Below are 19,931 nucleotides of genomic sequence, written 5' to 3' on the forward strand. Positions count from 1 at the left end.
CATAGAGGTCATGCTGGGCATCGGAACTTGATGGGTTGAAAAGTCTCAACCACATTTCTTAAATCGCGAGCTGGCCTCTTGACGTCATTGCTCGCAACCACAATTCCATCTCGATTGCCCTGCAAATCCCCGGATAGAAGGAGATGTCCTTCCCAGAGACGACTGCAGTGAGACAAGCGAGCAAAGATGGGCCGTCAATCAATCCCATCGATTCCAGCAAAGAGTCTTTGAAGAGAGATTCGATCTCTGCGCTGCGAGATATGATTGCCCGCAAAGGGCCCTGAACTAAGGCGGCTTTCCGTCGACGATTGAGGATTGCGGAAGGAACCAAATTCTGGAACGCACGCCTCATCAAGGAGCGTCTTTCTTCGGGACGTAGCAATTGATTTCTGGGAATCTGCACCAGGAATTCCAGCAAGTCCCGGTCGAGCATCGGATAACCATATTCGAGCCGCATCTTCGCTTGGGGCCGTTGGTGTGGCAGGGTTTCTCGCACAGCTGCCAATAACCTCAAGTAGTAGTTCTCGAGAGGTGATCGCGAGTGGTGAAGTCGGTGCCTCTGGTCTTCGGCCTGCAACTGGATCCCACTTTTACCGATCCAGCCTGGCAATTGCCCTGTCGTTATGTCATGGCCTGTAGCCATGTCTAGAACGAAGGAGGCTGTGCCTCCCAGGAATTCGGTTACCGGGCGGCGTCGAGATAGTCCCCAAGCGAGGCTACTTTTGAGTACCTGTCGCAGGCGCCCCCGAAGCAGGTAGCTGGCAAGCTCAGGATAGGGATAAGGGACGCCGCCGAGAAATTCGTCGCCTCCCAAACCAGAGAGAATGACCCCATACCTTTCAATGTTGATGGCCGAGTTGAATTCCCGCTCGTATTGTTCGGAATTGCCTGAAGCTCCAGGGAACAAATAAGCATTCGGCGGTTCGCTCAATGAGAGTCGAGTCCCGTCGATCTTGATGTGATAACCAACTTTGCCGCGAGAATTCTCAACGATCTTAAAGTAGGTATGGTCATCCCAGGACGGTTCCGATTCGTCGAAATAAGAAACCGTATCGACTAAGCCTCGTTGGGGATTGGTGTCTCTTCGGATCTCATCAGCCATGCAAACGATCGATGTCGAGTCCATTCCACCGCTGAGTTGGGCGAGAACTTCGGCGTTTCCTTGAATTCGCCGCTCAACCGAACGCCGGAACAAGAACAGAAAACGCTCCTCGTACTCTCTGTCATCACGCAGCTCGAGCCTCGCGATCCGAGGCAAGTTCCAATGCCGCGAAATATGGCTTTGTTCTTCTTTGAATCGGACGCAGTGTCCAGCGGGTACAGCATGAATCCCGGCGTAAGGCGTCGCTTCTTCGATGGGAAGATGAGCCAGGAATCGATGCGCAAAGACGCTGTTCAACGAGTGGCTGCTCTCTCTGTTGACCAAGGTTTCGAGGTAAGAGGACCAAAAAACCGCGTCCGCCTGTTTCTTGTAATAGAGCGTTCGAGTGCCAGCATGATCACGGCCCAGGTACAAGGTATTCGTGTTTCGGATCCAAAGAGCGATCGCCCAATCTCCGACGAAATAGCTGAAAGTCGCTTCATTCCATCGCTCAAGAGCCGAGAGCACAATTTCAGCAGATGAGACGGAAGATTGATCAAGACTCAAGAGTTCGCATAGTTCCTTCCCGTTGTCGAGGCGTCCGTCCAAAGCGACTACGTTGCCATGTCGGTCAGCAAGCAGCGACCGCTGAGAACCGTTGGCAGCTTCACTGACGCCTGTCTGTTGCCCCATCCCTACCTGGCCGTTGCGTAGAAGGATTGGTTCACCCTTAGTCCATCGCATTGTGTGCGTGGCCATATCGGACAGCTCTTGCTCGGTGACCGGATTGTCGAGAGTTCTCTTCACGCCGAAGACTACGCTCATGGTTGTTTCCTAACTAAAAACTTGCCGGCTTTAGCACCTTGTACGAGCCGATGATTTCGGCTCTATCGTTAACCACCGTCCCCCCAACTTCGACCCACGCATGGGACTTGAAGGGCAGCGTTTGAACGCCAACAACCATCTCTGCGTTCCATCCGTACCGGCGAAGGAGAACCGTCGTTGCGGAAGATCGCTGCAGACACAGGACTCGTTTGAAGTAGAGAGTGCATGCATAGTCCATTGCCTTGCAAATTGACTCTTTCGGAACTTGATCCAATGATGAACACCGTTGGACCTGTTTCTTGGCCAACACTGCATGGAGATCCCTAAATTTGCGGAACGACATCAAAAACTCGAAATAGACCAGGAGAAGCCAGCCTTCAACGACAAGTCGTTTCATCGCGGCCTCCTTTGGGTACAGAAAGTTCAAGTTCTCGGCAAAGAAATGCCAAACGTCGAGTCAGTGCTTGTACACGCACCGACAGTGGCAGCGTGGGAGAGTGGCCGCGCTCTTTGCTGTAGTCGACGATGATGGGTGACTTCTGCGCTGAGCGGCTCTGTAGCAGAGCCGCCGTCTTACGTACATGGGCCGGATTGCACCGGTCGTCCATGTCGCCTGAGACAAACATGGTGGCCGGGTAATTTATCTCAGAGGCGATCCTGTGATACGGCGAATAGGCAAGCAGAGCCTGGAATTCCCGGGGATCGTATACGCTGCCGTACTCCCGGCGCCATCGTCCAACGTGGTCCAACGCTTCATAACGGACCATATCGAGCAGTGGAGCGATGCAAAGCACCGCTTTGTAGTGTTCGGGCCGTTGCGTCATTGCGGCTGCCACGAGGAGGCCGGAATTCGAGCCACCGAAAATCGCTAGTGTGTTCGGAGTAGTCAATCCTTCGGCAATTAGCCACCGAGCGGCCCCAATGAAGTCATCGAATGAATTTTGGCGATTCAGCGCGCGCCCCGCATCATGCCACTCCTTGCCAAATTCACCACCGCCGCGAATATGAGGAACTGCGAACACAGCGCCGAGTTCCATCATGATGGTGACCAGAACTGAAAACCTCGGAGTCAATGTCGTGCCAAACCCTCCATAGCTTGTCATCAAGATTGGAGCGGACGCCCCTGTTTGGGCAGAACTCCGGTGGACAAGTGTCAATGGAATCTCGGTCCCATCTTGAGAGGGGTAGGTCCTTTCTTCAACCACACATGAGGCGTCGGGAATGGTCTCCCCGTGCCGATACCAGAGCTTTGAAGCGTTTGTCAGGACGCAATGCTCGTAGACTGCGAGTCTGCTATCGAATGATTCGAACGTGTAAAAGAGAGAATCCTCGTCCTCAGAATAAGAAGGCTGTATTTGAACTGTGCCTTGCGGCGGGAGCTTTATCGGACAGAGAAGCTCGCCAGTGAGAAGCCGGCCTTCAATTGAATCGACGCCGCCCTCGGTATACTTCGCGAACACGCGATCACGAGCAATGACAAGTTGTTGAATGCGAGAAGCTTTCTTTGGGAACAGAGTGCGGAGCTCCTCTCCTTCTGTAGATAATTCAATTAGCCTCGAACATCCGGGGTCAGACTCACTGACCAGGAGGATGAGATCGTGGCACAAGACCGGACTACAGGGGAATTGATCGTTTCGTAAAACTCGACTCCATCCTGGGTTTGACACCGGTCGTGCAACCCAAAATTCCGTCACTGAAAGTTCGCCTTCCCAATAGGTCCAGATCGCTCCAAGTCTGCAAGAATTCCCAATCACTGTCAGTCGGCTGCCGGGAAGTCGCGCGACACGAAAGACCACAACGTCCCGTTCCATTGAGCCCATTTGGTGGTAGAGGATCGTTAGTTCATCTAGGGCAAGGTCTGAGTCATGCGAATAGAAGTAACCATTGGCCGCAAATACGAATCCCCGTATATAGCCAATCGGTATGCTGCCGGGTATGACTAGAGCGCTCTCGACATCGACTACCCGAATTTCCTTCCGGTCTTCTCCGCCTCGAGTCATCTCATACGCGAGGAAAGCGCCATCTGGCGAGACACGGTAAATGCCCACAGAGTCAGACCCGGTTTCTGACCAAGGATCAACTAGCAAACGTTCCGAGCCATTTGCGATTTCTCTCACGTAGAGGCTTCCTTGTTCTTGCCCTTTACAACGTTTTCGAAAGAAATAGCGTGTCCCGACCCGAGCAGTTTGATCCACTACTTCAATGTCGAGGTATGCTCGCACTCGGGTCTCAAGTTCATCCTCCTCAGGAGAACTCGCAAAATATGCATCGCACCGCTCCTTTTGCTCGGCTATCCACGTCTCCGTGGCCGCAGATGTGCGGTCTTCTAACCATCGGAAAGGGTCACTAACACGTACTCCGTGAATGATCTCCTCGTCTCGGCTTAGGAACGGCATAGCGCCTCCTGCAGAAGGGAATTACGAGCGGCACGGTCCATATGCCGAGCCAAGCTGCGCGCATAACTCTCAATGCCCGGACGAACCTTAGTTGTTTCTTTTAACCAATCACCACGACCGTAGAGATAAGCGAAGATCGAGAGCAAAGGCATCAGAATCAGAGCTCGATCGATACACGATTGAGGCAGGTAGGGTGCCCACATTTCCCGATATGCGGCTTTGAAGATGTCAGAGTCGTGTGTCTTCAACGGGGGGAAGCGATCTAGCGACAGAAAGGGATTGCCGATAGCTGCTTCGCTCCAATCGATGAAGGACCATTTTGTTCCGTCGAAGAGCATATTCCCTTCGTTGAAGTCGTTATGCAGGAGCGTGTCTGGTATCTGAAGAGCTTCCATTTCAAATGAGGCTTCTCGAACTAGCCGGGCAAGGTTCGAGAGACGCACTGCATCGAGCCGCACAGCTTTGACTGAGGTTTGACGTCCCATTGCCTCGACAAGAAATGCAAATACCGGTTCGATGTGGCTCCGGAGAGATGCGATACGGTGGTCGTATACGCCGGCTGCAAGCAACTCCTCTGCGTGATCGATCGTGTTGAGTTGCAGTGCTGCAAAAGCTCGTAGTCCAGAGGCCCAGTGTTCTTTATCCTGGAATAGTCCCGCAGGTCGACCACCGTCCTCGGTGATCCATGCGTTCCATTCTGTATGGATCGCGACGAGTCTTGGCAAAGATTCACGACATAGGCGACTGAGGCATACCGTGACCTGAAGCTCGTGCAGGTTTGGCGTTCCGGTGGCTTTGAGCCAATAGCGCGAGCTGTCGTCGGAGAGGAGTGTCAGAAGTGCAAATGAACCGCCAGCGTTCATTTGCTTCGCCTGTCTGATTTCCGAAAACGTTCTACCTGTGACAAGCTCGGTCCATGTCACTGCTTCATCGATCCAGCCAATATCACCGGGGCTGGCTGCTCGATCGACTTGCAGCATCCGGGTCAATTGCCCTCGCTCCATTTCCGTTATTTGTGACGAAGGTATCTCATCCAGACGGACTGCTTTCAACTGAGAACTGGGCCTAGAATCGTGTACCTCAGCGACGATACATACGCCTAAACCTGAATCATCGAAAAGGAAATCGGCGACGAAAGCACATACATTCCAAGTTGCCAAAGCAATCTCTTGCAGATGTTGGGCTGGCCGTGCAAACTCAGGAAGCGATATGCGCGGCAGCGCGTAGGAATCGACAGTCTCTTGCACCAGAATTGCTTGGGAGTAAGGTTCCATTAGGACAACCCGACAGTTGGCACTCTCCGAATTTGTTTGGATTTGGGTCATCGTTGTATTCATTGGCCAGGGTACAGATTGTTCGATCTCAATGCTTCGATAAACTTGCGGATGTCCTCTACCACTTCCTCCACTAGCTGGCCGGTCTCGCATGCTATTTCAGCTGCGATCACATCAGGATCTCGCCCCTGTTCTAAGGCCTGCCAGACATGCGCCCCGGTCAGATTGAGCGTAGAAATAGTGCCGTATTGAACATCGAGAATTGCGCCACCATGTTGATCCACCATTGATTGAAGACGTGCATTACCAGTAATCATGGAGATGCTGATCCTCCCAAGGTTGCTTGGGTTCCACTGATGTTGCAGAGCTTAAATCCGATTGGAATCTGGAAGTGGAAATATCAAAATCTTGGCCATAATTACTATCGCTTGTTGTTATAACTGGATTTAAGACAACGCAATGTAGCTATATCGGTGCAACTATGAAACTCAGTTTCGGCCATATTTACGGTGTGGATTGTCCTTCCAAACCTATACGGGTACGGCAACACCAGAGACACGATTGAGCTGTGTGAGAGATTCCAAGCCAAAGGTATGTTTCACTTGGCCGGTCGCGCCGTCAAGAAGTACGAATTGGTTTCCGTCCCTTATGAGACGCCCGCAGATCATCTCGAGCCCTCTGCGAAGGATATAAATGGGCCGAGACCAACCAGAACGTCGTTCATCTCTCCTTGTATCGGGGATCGATGAAACTTTCTCAAGGAGAAGCCACGATCCAGCGCCGATCGCGGGGTCGAGATCTTTGATTCCGCCACCTTGCGAAAGCCTAACCACGCGATCGTCCCATCGCCGCAATTCCGGAAACTTTATCGACAAGAGAGGTGGCCATTCTCCGAACTCTTTGCGCCGTGCCTCCCATACATCGATGGGTAATGGAAGACGCGCATCGCGATCGGCCACCAACGCTTCCTCCAGCGAAGTCACGTTCAGGAGCGTGTCGAGTGAAAATCGACCACGATCCGAGAACCACGAGCCCCCAGTCTGCAAAGCATCTGTGTAGCGGGCAACATTTGCCACCGTCAGATGTAGGAGCGCATTGACATGTGGATTGGGGGAAGTTGCGCTGCGATAGCGTCGCTCACTTCTTTCACTCAAGCGGGCATTCAGCTCGCCTTGTAGCACTTCTTGAACAAATTCCTTTTCTTCCTTCGACCTCATAAAGCGTCTTCGTTTCGTTGCGAGCAATTGGTCTCGGGTAGGGTGCTCCCATGGGAGAATCAACTCGGCTCCACGGCCAATCTTCGGAAGTGGTCGAAGTCGGAGGTGATCCGGAACTGGAAGCCCCAAGGCAAACATTCGGATGCGTCCTGCAATTCGTACCGCGCCTGGGTAAGAAAATTCCTCGCGTCCGAAGTAGCTTCTTTCTGTGGTGAATAGCCGGAGTTTGCCGCGAGTGACAACGCAATGACTGCATCGGTATCCATTCGCAAATTGAAGCAAGTAGATTGCTCTCGGGTTTGGCAGGAGTTTCTCATTTTCCTGAATCGGCTCAACCAAAGCCATAGCGCCTGGCGGAATGCTTGAGCCAAGACTATCTTCCGTCCCAACATGTACATAGAACGATCCCGGCTTTTTCCATCCAATTTCTTCGATCGCTCGTATCGGCGTATTGCTTTGCCATTCCAGCACCAGTTCCCGCAGCGGCGCATCGAAGTTGAAGGAATAATGAGGCGCAAGCCGCGCTGGCAGGTCGACTGGAAGATCGCGATTGAACGGATAGGACTCGAAAATATGGGTCCGGCCGCCGTTCAATCGCAGGTCGAAATTCCGTATCTCTTCGAGGTTGTACCCGAACAACCTGTGCGCACCCTCCAATGTAAGCGAGCAACTATCGGCTACCTCGATCAGCTTTTTGAGCGTTGGATGTTCATGTGTTCGCGGGAGATTCGACAGCAGATCTCGCATCGTCGCCTCTCGGCGTTCGTGTGTACGCTTCTCCCGCTCATTCAATGGTTTGGATCGTCGATGCAATTCCCGAATATGCGTTAAGGCTTCAAGAACCGCATCACGTGCGACAGGGTTATACACAATCAGAATCTCCTTCTGAAGGCTCAACATGGGAGCTACTAGCCATAGAAAAAGAGAAAAGCGATCTTCAGACTTTGTTCAAGAATCAGTCTTACCCGAGGGGCGACGGCATCCGTTGACGTCATTCAGCCTGCTCTCGCCATCTTGATGCTCTCCAGCGTTAAGAGCAAACACTCAGGACGAACTCGACGCAGTGCGAGTTTCAGCCAATCGCCGGCTAGACCGCATTCTTGCTCAAGCCCCGGGCCATCGGCACAAAACAACCGTCCTGAGCCAAGTCTGACACAACTCAATTCAGAAGAAAACTCCGTTTCGAAAGAGGAGGAAACTCTCGGCCAAGATTCCCGTCGCATTGCAGAGAAGTGTGTTGGAGTTTCAGTGGACCATAACTCGCAAAAGGAATAGTTATCAAAAAATCGTTACTGCCGGGAAGTCCTCTAATTCGAGTGTCTGACGCCAAGTGACTATAGCGGCGGCGTGCGCAAGTCGTCGCTCTTACTGGAATGGACCAGTAGACAATTTGTTGGCGGAATTCAGACATGATCGTGACTGCGATAGCATCCTCATTGTGAGGGCGGAGGCATCCTCCCTGGCTACGGACCTGCGGCGTCCTCCGCGACCCTCCTCAGCGGGCTGTTCCCGCCCGCAACGCCCATCCTGAGACGCATCTGCGCTTTCGCGCACTCCAAACGAAGACAAACTCACTAAGGGGCCAGCCCCTCGCGCGTCGCAAGGGGATCCCCAATCTTCCGCGCTTGTCACCCCAGCGGGCAAACACCGCCCGCCGGGGACCCCGCCTGCGCTTGTGCAGCCCTCCGCTGCGCTCCGCCCTTTCCATTCTCGCTGCGCTTCATTTCAAGGGTGGGCGATCCCCCTCCCCATTGCGCCTAGCTACCCCCGCCTTCGCCAGGAGGCGTTCGGCATGTAGGTACATGCCGCGCGGCATGTAAAAGCAACGGCAAAAACCCAAGGAGAAAGCACCCATGAAAACCACTGCCACCACCGCACCCGTTACCCCGTTCACCCAGAACAACAACCAGCAAAAGCAGATCGCGAAAGAAGTCATCGCCGCCAACGTTAAGCTCCTCATCGAGCAGCTTGAGGCAGGACACAGCGAAGGTCTCACCGCCTACCTCACCGCAATGGGTAAATTCCATAACTATTCGTTCGGGAACATTCTCGAAATCGCCCGACAGAAAGCAGTGACATAGTGCTACACCTCGCTGGAGTCAATAAACATAGGGGTTTGGGCGTTGCTGGTTACGCGCGATGGAGATCGGCGGCCCGTGTGGATGAGACGGACGGCTCTATGGACGGCTGGCAGCGTGAGGTGAGCGCGTTCGATCGTCCACGGGGCGAACTTGACGATTTGTTTTGCCGGTAAGATCTTTCGTTCGATCAATTGGCGAACCGACGCCTGACTGATACCCAGTGCGACGGCGGCTTGCTGCATCGTGATCCAGAGGCGCTGTTCCGGCGGCGGACATGCCGGAAATCCCTTGGTATGTCGAACGTGCTGCACACGCTTCTCCGTCCAAGTGTTAGCGTGACCCGTTCGATAACCCAACCGATTCAGGATAGACACGATGGCGCGGTCGTCGCAGACAAGAGCGAGTTCACGAATCAACTCCGTTACTTCTTCCGAGTTGACGTTGTTATGGTCGCCAGTCCTGTTCTTGCGCACCGTCAGTTGCGTGTGGGTACCGCCAGCCCAGTGCAGCTTGAGATGGACGGCGGGAGGCTCATCGGTGGTATCGGCGACGACTTCCTCAAGCACCGTTCTGAGGACGCGCTTCTTCAACGCCATCGGCGAGCTGGGATGGTCCCACAAGCGTTCGAGATCGTCGCCGAGCGTGAGCAACTGTTCCCGCTGTTCCGGGGTGAGTTGAAGTGCCGATGCGGTCGCGTCTTCCAGGCGGCGCTCCAGATCGTCGGCATGAGTCAGTGCGTTGTTCCATCGCTTCTCCAACTCTGCTGCGACGAGACGGTTCTCCGGCTCTGTTGCCTGGTACTGCCGTTCGATACGGCTAGCTTCATAGCGTGCCTTCTGGAGTGCGAGTTCGAGCGAGCGCCGCTTCTCATCGGTTCGGTTCTGGGTCTGTTCGAGCGCATCGAGCGCGGCCTGCACGCCGAGAGGGCGCAGGGCTTCGAGCACCTCGGCTGCGATCTCCCGGTCGACTCGCCAACCAGCGAAGGTGATGCAACTGCGCTTCAACTTATGGGCGCGGTCTCCGCTGCACTCGTAGCGCGGCAGCGGCCCGTCCCGCTTGCTGGAGGTATAGAAGACCTGAAGCGCGCGGCCACAGCGTGCGCATCGCAGCAGTCCCGCCAGCAGTGCGGGCCCGTTGCGCGCCGCGCCGCTCAGTCCTCCCATGCGGGCGTTCCATCCTGCGTTGGAGCGAATCTGTTGCTGGTTGCGCATAAACTCTTCCCACGTTATATACCCTTCATGGTGGTCCGGGATGACGACCTCCCACTGGTCCTGCGGTCGAGCGTGACCGCGTGTCTTGCGGGCGCGGCCCTCGACGATGGAGGTGCGCGTATGCTTCCTGCCCCAGACGAAGACGCCTGCATAGGCCGGGTTCTTGAGGATGCCGCAGAGGCTGGAGTAGATGGGTTCGATCCAGACCGTCTTGCGGTTGCCGGACTCACGCGAGAGAACGGGAAGGGGAAGCTTTTCATCGCGGTACCAGAGCAGCACCTGACGCACGCTGCCCAGCTCATGGAACTTGCGAAAGATACCGGCGATGGCCTCCTGCACCTGGCGGTCGGGCGTCTTCTCTATCCCTTCCTCTTCGGTGCGGACGTAGCCCAAAGGCACTTGCGTCATCACCATGCCGCGCCGCACCTTCTGACGATGCGCCTCCATCGCCCTCTGGCGCAGCAGACTGATCTCGAACTCGCTCATGGTGCCCTTGAGACCGAGCAGAAGCCGGTCGTTGAGCAGACTGGGATCGTAGACGCCGTCGTGGTCGATGACGAGTGTCCCGGCCATCGCGCAGAGATCGATCAGGTGATGCCAGTCGCGGTTGTTCCTTGCCAGACGCGAGGCCTCCAAAGCGAAGACGGCGCCGACCCTGCCGGAGCAAACGGACTCAAGCAATCTGCCGAAGCCGGGACGTTCGACCGAACCCGTTCCAGTGCGGCCCTGGTCTTCGTCGATCACGACGACACGCTGAAAGCCCAGTGTCTGCGCACGTTCGCGAAGGTCGTACTGGCGACGCTGCCCTTCAAGACGTGTCCGGACTTGTTGCATGGAGGACTGCCGTACATAGACGCAGGCCTCCCGATCAATGTGAATGGCTTGAATCTTCTCGCTCATCGCTCTCCTGTTCTGCGGGGGTTACGCCGCTCATGGTTCGGAGCAGCATCTGGCTGAGCAACTCGCGACAGCGCACCTGCGCTGTCTGCGGGAGCTGCTGGGGCTTGGTCTTGTCCCAGGGAAGAGATCCCTGGCGTGGTGGGCTCACCGAATGCACCTCCTGGCGAAGATGCTTCTGAAGGTAGCGAGTCATCGGGGCAGCCGTCTTCTGGCTGGGTGTCGATCAGAGAGCGCAGGGCAAGAAGCGCGGAGAGCGCTATCACTGGTCGTTCGACCACCGCCATGCCGCGGCAATGCTCTTCATCGAGCATCCATGCGGGAACGACAAGCTGATCGCCGCTGGGAAGAAGCAACTGAAGCTGGTTCCGAGGCTGCCCGGAAAACGAAACGCGCCGAACTAGCGTTACCGTCCGCCCAAACTGAGGATGATGCGCATAGTGAATCGTCAGAGAAACATGGGCAGTGTGTGAGTGCTTCGCAGAAGCCGGACGCTACCCGCGTTGCTGGCCTCTATGCGTGGAACCAACTTGGACGCAGAGTCAAGAAGGGAGAGCGCGGAATCCGCATTCTGGCCCCAGTTATTGGCGTTCGACGCAAGAAGGACAAGGAAGCCGAGAAGGACATCCGCACTCAGAATGAAGCCGTCGTTTGCGGCTTCCGCTCTGCCTACGTCTTCGATGTGAGCCAGACCGAAGGCAAGGAGCTTCCCGAATTTTCCGAGCGAGTCTCAGGAAGCGTCGGCGAGTACCGCGAACGGCTTGTGGATTTTGTCATCGGCCAGGGGATCGCGTTGGAGTTCAAGGAAAGCATAGCCCCTGCTATGGGCGTGAGCTACGGAGGAAAGATCGCTATCCTTCCCGGCCAGTCTCCCGCCGAGGAGTTCTCAACACTTGTGCATGAACTCGCACACGAGATATTGCACAAGGCCGAACGGCGCACCGCAACTACCAAGACGGTGAAGGAAACCGAGGCCGAGGCAATCGCCTTTGTTGTAGGAAAAACCATCGGCCTGAACACTGGCAGGGCATCGGCGGACTATATCCACCTGTACCACGGCAACGCCGCACTCTTGGCAGAGAGCTTGGAAGTCATTCAGAAGACCTCCGCCGTCATCCTTTCCGCCTTGGAAACACCCGCAACGGAAGCCACGAACGAAACAGAAGCCGAACCCGAACTGGCGCAAGCCAGCTAACCCGCTCTGTCCGGGGCGGATGGCTTCGCGTTGTCCGCTCAACCGCCAACGGTACACCCAACCGCTCAAGGAGTGCAGCCATGAACATGAACACCGCAACCGAATACCGCAACCTTCCCCTCGCCGTCCTCACCGAGTCATCCACCAACCCGCGCCGGATTTTTGAGGATTCCGCTCTGAAAGAGCTTGCCGAAAGCATTCGCACTCAGGGAGTGCTCTCGCCCTTGCTTGTGCGGCCACTCTCGGACCAAAGTTTCGAAATCGTCGCCGGAGCGAGGCGCTATCGCGCCGCGCGGATGGCCGAGTGACCGTACAAACAGGAGATCGTGCAGAAACAATCACGCCTGGAATGAAGAGGTGGCAGCGCACCTAACAACGTGCGGGATGGGTGCAGAGCTAATTTGTGGGAGATGGCGCATGAGTAGCAAAGAGCAAGGAATTTCGGTGGCGTAATCCACCATGCCTTGGGAAGGAGACAATTCGATCTTCTACAACGGTGAGCCTGACCGGAAGTCGATGGACTTTTGACTATTCACATCTTCCATGACTGTGAAAATATAGAGGCACCAAGAGTTACGCTCTACGATTCGATTCTGTCAGTTTAGCCGCCTCGACAATCCACACACGGGAGTTGATCAATGATTGCCAAGTCCATATCGATGAGAGCCAATCGTCGCCAATTTGTGACTTCATTATCTTCTGCATCATTAGTGCTCTATCTAGAGGGCTGCCAAGGAAATAGGGTCAACTACGGTAAAGTTCGCAACAATCAAAAAAAGTCGTTGATTATTACAAATAGCTCCGAGCCGAGTTCGCTAGACCCGCATGCCTATCTTGCTGAAAACGTAGGAAATATTCTCGACGCTCTATTTGAGGGTCTTGTCACCATCAACCCCTGGACACTAGCACCGATGTCTGGTGTTGCTACGAATTACATTTCGAATTCCCAAAAGACCCGCTTTACGTTTTATCTTCGTGGCCATCCTAGTCCGCATGGAACGTCCATACCGACTACGAATCCCTCATCTCAAACCATTGGCGAATCAGGAAGAGATGAATTAAGTAGACGACAACCACCGAGCCTATGGTCTGATGGAAGTATTTTAACTGCCGCCGATTTCGTATATGCTTGGCAACGGCTCTTTGATCCTAAGACAGCTGCCCCGCAAGCCTATTCAAATAGCTTTATACGCAACTCGTCTCAGATAACTCTGGGCCTGAAGGCACCCGAGACACTAGGTGTTATCGCGATAGATGACTACACGCTTCAAGTCGACCTAGAGCAACCCACCGACTTTTTCTTGCCTTTATTGGCGAAGCCGATATTTTCTCCACTACCGCGCCAGTGTATTGAATCCGCTATAGGGCGCGGAGCGCCGCGTTCCTGGTATCTATCAGAGCATCTAATCGCAAATGGACCATTCACGCTTAAACGATGGGAGGCATATGATGAGTTAGTTGTCGCAAAGAGCGCATCATATTACGACAAATCAACAGTGTCTCTTGAGGAAATTGTTTTCTTGCCCACTTCAGACAGCCTTACATGCCTCAATCTATACAAGTCAGGCGATATAGATACGTTGCAATGTGGATCGATACCGCGCCAATATTTCCCAACACTCAAGGAATATGCAGACTTCCATAGTTCGCCATCTAATCAGCTGGACTACTTAGTCGTTAATACAACAACTCCTCCATTCGATAATGTCTATGTGCGCTATGCATTAAACATGTCTATAGACAAACAAGCTATTGCGGCGCTCTATAATGGCGGGGAGTTACCAGCGTCTTCCGTCTTTAGGCCCAATAAAACAGACGAAAAGCCAACTGTCTATGTCGATATCGAGCACGCCAAAGTTAACGTGCTCTCGTTTGATCCTGTTGCCGCACGAAAAGTGCTTAACTACGCTCTGCGGTCGTCGCACATCTTCGAGGATCGCGAGCCGCTCCATGTGAAGCTGTTCGGCTTCACGCCAGACACTCTTCAGGATGACGTGCTTGAAGCTATTAGATATCAATGGCAAATGCACCTTGGAATTGTCGTTAGTTTGTATCGGATGGAGCTGAATCCCTATTTTGAGGCGCTTATGGAGGGTCGGCTTGATGGTGTTGCGTGGTCCGGATGGGTTCTCGGCCAAGAAGCCTCAACAATGTTTGACTTCATAAGGATCGGCGCGAATGCCGGTGGATCGAATTGGCAGAATGCCGAGTTCAACAAGTTTTCCGATGAAGCCCGCGTCACGCTGGATTCTGTATCTAGATTCAGCACGATGCTCAAGGCAGAAAAATCACTCTTGACCGATATGCCGGTCATTCCTATGGTCCACGGGGCCTGGCAGTTGATGGAAAAGCCGTATGTTAAGGGCGTGCCCCTGAATCAGAATTATAAAATACGATTCAAGTTTGCTTCTGTATAGGAGAAATTATGATAATGGTGTCGATATGCAAGCGGTTGGCAGCATCGATATTAACGGTATTCGTCGCGACATCCGTCTGTTTTTTTATTACTAGATGCATGCCTGGAGATCCCTTCTCCTCTTACAGCACAAATCCGAGATTGCAAGAGGAACTGCGAAGGCGCTATGGTTTCGATCGACCTATAGGTGAGCAATATAAGCAATTTGCGGCAGGCTTTATTGGGTTCTCATGTGCCAGTGCGACTTGCGAGTGGCATCCGTATCCGGAATTCGGCCTATCTATTTCGCAGCAACGGCCCGTTAGAGACCTGCTGCGCGAGGGACTACCGATCTCCACTTTGTTCGCTATCAGTGCATACACTATTTCGCTTGTCGGGGGAATCTCCCTAGGTATGTACTACGCGTGTCGCCGGAGTAGTTGTTGGGTGACGAGGATCGCAACATGGCTAATGAGAGTTGGCATCGCTGTACCAACATTCATCCTTGGCCCTTCGGTGATTCTATTATTTTCTTTAACTCTCTATTGGCTACCAGCCGCCCGAATTCAATGGTTCTGGGTATGTAACGGGTTTCGGCTCCCAACTCCCCGTAGCGTGATTCTTCCAATAGGAGTGCTCGCTGTGGGTCCAACGTGCGCGATAGCTACTTATGTCAGTGGAAGTGTTATGGAAGTGATGAAGTGTGACTATATTCGTACAGCGCGAGCCAAAGGGCTATCGGAAAAACGAGTTATGCTCATCCACGTCTTACCGAATGCACTAGGCTCAACGATATCGTACTCCGGCGTAACGATATCTGGATTAATAGTCGGCTCGGTTGTCGTGGAATCACTCTTTGCAATTCCAGGAATCGGCCGCTATTTTCAGCAGGCTGCAAACGAACACGACTATCCCTTAATGTTAGCGATAATATTTGTCGCCGCATCGTTATTATCAGCTTTCAATTTCTGTGCAGATGCGTGTAAGAGTCTCTTGGATCCCCGATTGCGGGGTCAGCGATGACTGCAATCATAAGGTCTCAATATGTCGTAATCATTCTCGCGCTCTTGGTGACGAGCATTTTTATAGTGCCCTATATATCAGACGTTTGCGGAGGGTACACGTTTGCGAGTCAAGACCTGCATAATCGACTAAGCTCCCCCGGCTATCCTCATTTACTGGGCACTGACTCGCTCGGACGTGACTCAATGTTGCGATTGGTTGTCGCCATGCGCCTCAGTATTTCAATTGGAGTAATAGCGGCGCTGATTGCAGTTTCCGTTGGCACGGTGTATGGTGCCATCGCCGGAGCTAATGATGGTTTTATAAGATCATCAATGATGGCACTCCTGGATGTGTTTTTCTCTATTCCAGTTCCTTTAACACTGATTCTGTGCAGATCCGTGTTCGGAGGCGGAGTAGTTATGTTGACGGTCATACTTGGCTCTACATCATGGGCCTTAACCGCAAGAGTTGTTGACTCAGCGGTCCGGTCGCTTAAGAATCAGTTGTTTATCGAAGCCTCCGTGGCTCTCGGAGCGACTACGAAGCAAATTGTTATACGTCACATGTTGCCAAACGTGGTGAATGAGATTGTAACGAGTCTTGCCATAACGATCCCCAAAGTGCTCGTTGACGAAGCCATCCTGAGTTTTTTAGGTCTAGGAGTTCCGTCGCCACTTCCTTCTCTAGGAGGGCTCGCGAGCGCGGGCGTCCAGGCGTTGCCCATTCAACCTTTACTTTTCATTGCACCGGGTGGGGCCTTCATTGCGACAGTGATAATCCTAACTCTCCTCGGCGAGGCGGTGATTGCGAGGTGCGGAGGACAACTGCCTGTCGATTGAGTGGGCTCAAGGCGCAAAAGTCAAATGGAAAGGAAGTTGAGATTGTGACCTGTTGTGTTTTTCAGGAAACAGGAGAGAAGAACCTTGATTATGGGCGTCACTGTCAGGGAGATTCTGCAGCAGTGTGCGATGCGGCGCCAGCCGATGGTGCTGTTGAAACGGGAAGGCTCCGAGTTCGGCGTGAAACGCATCTACAGGCTCTCGACCGGGGAGGGCCGGATGCTGCGAACCAAGATGCAAAAAACATGCGTAACGGCACGCGCGGCGCTGGGACCGAACCGGCGATGGGCGTTGGGCGATTGCGCTGACGGGGGGGGGATCAGCTCACGCGCGAGCACGCATGCCTTCCCATGGACACAAAGCTGGGCGGTGTGAAGGTAGGCGGCGCTGGACCTGCCATTGCACGGCACGGAGCACTTCAGTCGATCGCCGCGGACAACGTACTGAGTTCTGCTAGCATGCGCCCTTTGATCACTGGGCTCGCTTCAATAGCGTGCACGCTGACTTCATCCGTCCGGCCCGACCCGCGGCGAGTGGCTACATGGGAGCTTCAACCCCGAGGAAACCAAACGAAGATCCGGCAAAACTCAGCACTCGAGAACCTCGTCGTGCAATCCTCGCCGGCCTCGTGCGGGCGCGTTAGATGGAGTGATGGTCGTTTTCGACTCGTTTTGCTATACTCACGTTACTGTCTACAAGTCGCGAATGAGAGGCAAGACCTCAGAGGTCCGTTTATGGGAGTTCATACAGAATCACAACTGGATGTGGACTGGCACCTCACTAACCGCTGTAATTTTTTTTGTGAGTACTGTCATCCTCAGATAAGGCGTGTCCTAAACAACCGAGATCTTGACGAATTATCGCCAGGGGAATGTGTCGCGGCGTTCGATTCTTTGGGGCGCAATTGCCACATTTCTATGTCTGGTGGTGAGCCGTTCCTTTTTCCCGGTTTCATCGACCTCTGCGTGGGTCTTACGGATAAACATACAATCAGTATCAATACGAATCTTTCATCGCCGCTGGTAAGCCAATTTGCAAGAGAGGTCTCTCCATCACGCGTTCGGCGGATTGCAGCGGCGCTACATATCGAAGAGCGTGAACGTTTACGCCAAACCGTCGAGCAATACGTGGAATCTTACCGCGTTCTAATCGATGCGGGGTTTCCAGTACTTGCACTCTACGTACTCTATCCCCCACTACTGGATCGGGCTGAGCGGGATATGGCACTTCTTCGAAGAATGGGCGTAACGAACCTTTCCGGGAAAGTATTTAAGGGCCGTTGGAACAACGCAACTTACCCAGACTCCTACACTAAGAGTCAAAGAGAATTGGTAATGGATCTCACCGGGAATTATGCCTTCAACGAGCCTTATCTTAAGGGCATGATGTGTTTTAAGGGGCTTGAGTGTAATGCTGGGGCAAGTGCAATCAAAGTTATGATCAATGGCGATGTTCGAAGATGCGCCTCAGTGGGCGGAGTCCTGGGCAATATATACAATGGACCGCTTGATCTGCAAACGGAACCGAAACCTTGCACCGCAGGCCGAATACTAGTTGTTTCGCAGTGCCTTTCAAACTTGGTTAGCCCTCCACCTCTACAGACGCAGTCGATCCCCGAGCCTATTTTTCGGGTCCTCCAATGAAGATAGTTGCTAAGCAAGTGGGATACGAGGGCTCGCTCGCGAGCGTGGATGCAGTCGAAAGGAAGGGAATCGGGCATCCGGATTCTCTAGCAGACATAATCGCAGATGAATTTAGCAGAGCGTATTGCGAAGCTTGTTTGGAGCGGTGGGGTGTAGTCCTTAATCATTGGGTGGATAAAGTCAACCTAGTTGGATGCGCAGCGAAGGTTGAGTTCGGCAGATTTCTTATCGACAAACCGATCACTGTACATTTGTTTGGGAAAGTCACTGTTGGAATTGGCCGGGAATTGATCGATCTGGATGGGCTTTTGCGTCAAGCCACAAGGGATGTTCTCAGAGCAGCGTTGGGCGAAACAGACATCGACCGACATATTAATTTCAATATAGAAAACACTTCGGGCGTTGGTGTTGATCATCTAGCCGCGTTTTACGAACCATCGACCGTAGAGGAATTGAAAGAGGTGCACCGGAGGGAGTCTGTTGCCAATGATACTGTGCTGTGTTCGGCCTATGCAGCTGTCGATGATCTGGCTAGTCACGCGATTGAGCTCGAAAATGCAATAACAGATCCTATTAGAGGGCTGATAGCGCAAAACAAGTTAGTCGGCACCGATGTAAAAGTCGTTCTTATTCGCAGAGATGACTGGCTCCGGGCGACCGTATGCGTACCGGGCCATGCTGACCGCATTTCAAGCATGTCGGAATATAGAGACATGCTTGGTTCTATTGGTACCGTATTGACGCTACGGTTGGATTCGATCGCGGAAGTACTTAAATGCTCCAGAGTGGAGCTTGCGCTAAATACAAAGGATACAGCAACATCGGCGTACATTTGTCCCTTCGGGACATCCCTGGGGAAGGGGGACTGTGGAGCAGTTGGACGGGGGAATAAAATCAACGGCGTCATTAACGCGTTGCGTGCATCGACGGCGGAGGCCCCTTCGGGCAAGAATCCTCTACATCATGTCGGAAAGCTGTACACGATAAGTGCTCAGGTGATAGCCAATCGTGTCGTTGAAGAGTTCGGTGCATCTTCAAGTGAAGTATTGATCGCGACCGACAATGGTCGACCCTTAGTTGACCCTTCTTTTGTCAGCATATCGTTCCGTGGCGACGCGATTAGCGAATCAAGCTTAAAGAGTTTAGTTCAAGAAACACTAGATATGGTCCCATCGCTCTGGAAGACCATCTTGAGGTCTTCTCCATATCTAGTATTTCGTAAGGGAGGGCTTACAAGCTTAGCGCGCACTCTGGTGGCATCTCAGTAAGCATAAGGAATCGGCTATGCGTATACTTATTTGGAATCTGTGGTGGAACTCGCTAACGTGGCCTTCGCGATGGCCTGCGATACAGCGCGTTATTAATATGTGTGAGCCAGATTGCATGTGTCTCGTTGAGACTGTTTCGTCAAGACAATTAGGCCCGGTTGCTTGTTCCGAGGTCATTGATGGCCACGAAGTTGGGGTCTACGAATGGAGCCGGTACCCCAAAGCTCAGGACTGGCAACTAAAGCTCAGAGAGGTTGGAGGAGCCCCACGCTCTGCAGCGGTGGGACTATATTGCGCAGAGGGAGTAAGAATTGCTTTGTGCGCCCTCCACCTCTCATGGAGTAAAGGCGCTGCGCAGGTGCGTAATACTGAGCTTCGGTCAATTCTGCTTTCCCCTTTGTTCATGGAGGCGGATATTGCCATAATAGGTGGGGATTTTAATTGTCTACATGGTGGCCCCGAATCGAAGTTCATGACAGCGCAAGGTTTTGAAGATTGTTGGTTAGCTGCGGAGGGAATACTCGGACCAACAGCGACGCGCCCAAGAGATCGTTGGGAGAATTGTCATGGTGCTTATGGGATAGTCGCTACATGTATCCCGGAA

At 53.3% G+C, this 19,931-nt stretch carries 15 protein-coding genes and 1 pseudogene; 8 read left to right on the top strand and 8 right to left on the bottom strand.

Annotated elements, in window-relative coordinates:
• Positions 1 to 58: 58 nt before the first annotated feature.
• The 6 genes from AC5S27_RS04315 to AC5S27_RS04340 form a co-directional block, all read right to left on the bottom strand.
• The gene (locus AC5S27_RS04315; RefSeq protein ID WP_493933341.1) at positions 59 to 1,906 is read right to left on the bottom strand and encodes an asparagine synthase-related protein; all 1,848 of its coding nucleotides are present in this window, start codon (positions 1,904 to 1,906) and stop codon (positions 59 to 61) included.
• A 13-nt stretch (positions 1,907 to 1,919) separates the two neighbouring features.
• Entirely contained in the window at positions 1,920 to 2,303 is a 384-nt protein-coding gene (locus AC5S27_RS04320) for a lasso peptide biosynthesis B2 protein (protein WP_493933342.1), read from the bottom strand.
• Positions 2,284 to 4,302 carry a prolyl oligopeptidase family serine peptidase gene (locus AC5S27_RS04325; RefSeq protein WP_493933343.1) on the bottom strand — a complete coding sequence of 673 codons (2,019 nt, stop codon included), beginning with the start codon at positions 4,300 to 4,302 and terminating at the stop codon, positions 2,284 to 2,286. Before AC5S27_RS04325 ends, AC5S27_RS04320 begins: the two co-directional genes overlap by 20 nt.
• Positions 4,290 to 5,627: a phosphotransferase gene (locus tag AC5S27_RS04330; RefSeq protein ID WP_493933344.1), complete on the bottom strand. Its 1,338-nt coding sequence runs from the start codon at positions 5,625 to 5,627 to the stop codon at positions 4,290 to 4,292. Before AC5S27_RS04330 ends, AC5S27_RS04325 begins: the two co-directional genes overlap by 13 nt.
• Positions 5,628 to 5,635: 8 nt before the next feature.
• Positions 5,636 to 5,893, bottom strand: a complete 258-nt coding sequence (locus AC5S27_RS04335; protein ID WP_493933345.1) for a PqqD family protein — start codon at positions 5,891 to 5,893, stop codon at positions 5,636 to 5,638.
• A gap of 213 nt (positions 5,894 to 6,106) precedes the next feature.
• Entirely contained in the window at positions 6,107 to 7,663 is a 1,557-nt protein-coding gene (locus tag AC5S27_RS04340) for a hypothetical protein (protein WP_493933346.1), read from the bottom strand.
• Between the two features lie 983 nt (positions 7,664 to 8,646).
• On the opposite strand from AC5S27_RS04340, the pseudogene AC5S27_RS04345 reads away from it, so the two are divergent.
• Positions 8,647 to 8,862: pseudogene (locus tag AC5S27_RS04345) on the top strand (DUF1738 domain-containing protein); the annotation flags it as partial.
• Between the two features lie 14 nt (positions 8,863 to 8,876).
• Here the strand turns inward: AC5S27_RS04345 and AC5S27_RS04350 are convergent.
• Positions 8,877 to 10,985 (bottom strand): recombinase family protein, encoded by a 2,109-nt coding sequence (locus AC5S27_RS04350; protein ID WP_493932671.1) that lies wholly within the window; start codon positions 10,983 to 10,985, stop codon positions 8,877 to 8,879.
• Positions 10,954 to 11,178, bottom strand: coding sequence for a hypothetical protein (locus AC5S27_RS04355; protein WP_493932670.1), 225 nt, complete (start codon positions 11,176 to 11,178; stop codon positions 10,954 to 10,956). The genes AC5S27_RS04350 and AC5S27_RS04355 overlap by 32 nt, the downstream gene beginning before the upstream one ends.
• Positions 11,179 to 11,451: 273 nt before the next feature.
• Here AC5S27_RS04355 and AC5S27_RS04360 point away from each other — a divergent pair, with 273 nt between their 5' ends.
• The 7 genes from AC5S27_RS04360 to AC5S27_RS04390 all read left to right on the top strand — a co-directional run bounded on the left by AC5S27_RS04360 (position 11,452) and on the right by AC5S27_RS04390 (position 19,327).
• Positions 11,452 to 12,177: a zincin-like metallopeptidase domain-containing protein gene (locus AC5S27_RS04360; protein WP_493933347.1), complete on the top strand. Its 726-nt coding sequence runs from the start codon at positions 11,452 to 11,454 to the stop codon at positions 12,175 to 12,177.
• A gap of 80 nt (positions 12,178 to 12,257) precedes the next feature.
• Positions 12,258 to 12,485: a ParB/RepB/Spo0J family partition protein gene (locus tag AC5S27_RS04365; RefSeq protein ID WP_493933348.1), complete on the top strand. Its 228-nt coding sequence runs from the start codon at positions 12,258 to 12,260 to the stop codon at positions 12,483 to 12,485.
• Positions 12,486 to 12,815: 330 nt separating this feature from the next.
• The gene (locus AC5S27_RS04370; RefSeq protein WP_493933349.1) at positions 12,816 to 14,594 is read left to right on the top strand and encodes a peptide ABC transporter substrate-binding protein; all 1,779 of its coding nucleotides are present in this window, start codon (positions 12,816 to 12,818) and stop codon (positions 14,592 to 14,594) included.
• A gap of 14 nt (positions 14,595 to 14,608) precedes the next feature.
• A complete protein-coding gene (locus AC5S27_RS04375; protein WP_493937267.1) occupies positions 14,609 to 15,595 on the top strand; it encodes an ABC transporter permease in 987 nt (328 codons plus the stop codon).
• A 206-nt stretch (positions 15,596 to 15,801) separates the two neighbouring features.
• A complete protein-coding gene (locus tag AC5S27_RS04380) occupies positions 15,802 to 16,416 on the top strand; it encodes an ABC transporter permease (protein ID WP_493933350.1) in 615 nt (204 codons plus the stop codon).
• Between the two features lie 734 nt (positions 16,417 to 17,150).
• The gene (locus tag AC5S27_RS04385) at positions 17,151 to 18,059 is read left to right on the top strand and encodes a radical SAM protein (protein WP_493933351.1); all 909 of its coding nucleotides are present in this window, start codon (positions 17,151 to 17,153) and stop codon (positions 18,057 to 18,059) included.
• Positions 18,056 to 19,327: a methionine adenosyltransferase gene (locus AC5S27_RS04390; protein ID WP_493933352.1), complete on the top strand. Its 1,272-nt coding sequence runs from the start codon at positions 18,056 to 18,058 to the stop codon at positions 19,325 to 19,327. Before AC5S27_RS04385 ends, AC5S27_RS04390 begins: the two co-directional genes overlap by 4 nt.
• Positions 19,328 to 19,931 lie beyond the last annotated feature (604 nt).

This window comes from Acidicapsa borealis, from assembly GCF_059115245.1.

Coding starts and splice junctions, on each gene's coding strand:
- AC5S27_RS04315 (WP_493933341.1), bottom strand. CDS start 1,906: ATGAGCGTAGTCTTCGGCGTGAAGAGAACTCTCGACAATCCGGTCACC.
- AC5S27_RS04320 (WP_493933342.1), bottom strand. CDS start 2,303: ATGAAACGACTTGTCGTTGAAGGCTGGCTTCTCCTGGTCTATTTCGAG.
- AC5S27_RS04325 (WP_493933343.1), bottom strand. CDS start 4,302: ATGCCGTTCCTAAGCCGAGACGAGGAGATCATTCACGGAGTACGTGTT.
- AC5S27_RS04330 (WP_493933344.1), bottom strand. CDS start 5,627: ATGACCCAAATCCAAACAAATTCGGAGAGTGCCAACTGTCGGGTTGTC.
- AC5S27_RS04335 (WP_493933345.1), bottom strand. CDS start 5,893: ATGATTACTGGTAATGCACGTCTTCAATCAATGGTGGATCAACATGGT.
- AC5S27_RS04350 (WP_493932671.1), bottom strand. CDS start 10,985: ATGAGCGAGAAGATTCAAGCCATTCACATTGATCGGGAGGCCTGCGTC.
- AC5S27_RS04355 (WP_493932670.1), bottom strand. CDS start 11,178: ATGACTCGCTACCTTCAGAAGCATCTTCGCCAGGAGGTGCATTCGGTG.
- AC5S27_RS04365 (WP_493933348.1), top strand. CDS start 12,258: ATGAACATGAACACCGCAACCGAATACCGCAACCTTCCCCTCGCCGTC.
- AC5S27_RS04370 (WP_493933349.1), top strand. CDS start 12,816: ATGATTGCCAAGTCCATATCGATGAGAGCCAATCGTCGCCAATTTGTG.
- AC5S27_RS04375 (WP_493937267.1), top strand. CDS start 14,609: ATGGTGTCGATATGCAAGCGGTTGGCAGCATCGATATTAACGGTATTC.
- AC5S27_RS04380 (WP_493933350.1), top strand. CDS start 15,802: ATGCGCCTCAGTATTTCAATTGGAGTAATAGCGGCGCTGATTGCAGTT.
- AC5S27_RS04385 (WP_493933351.1), top strand. CDS start 17,151: ATGGGAGTTCATACAGAATCACAACTGGATGTGGACTGGCACCTCACT.
- AC5S27_RS04390 (WP_493933352.1), top strand. CDS start 18,056: ATGAAGATAGTTGCTAAGCAAGTGGGATACGAGGGCTCGCTCGCGAGC.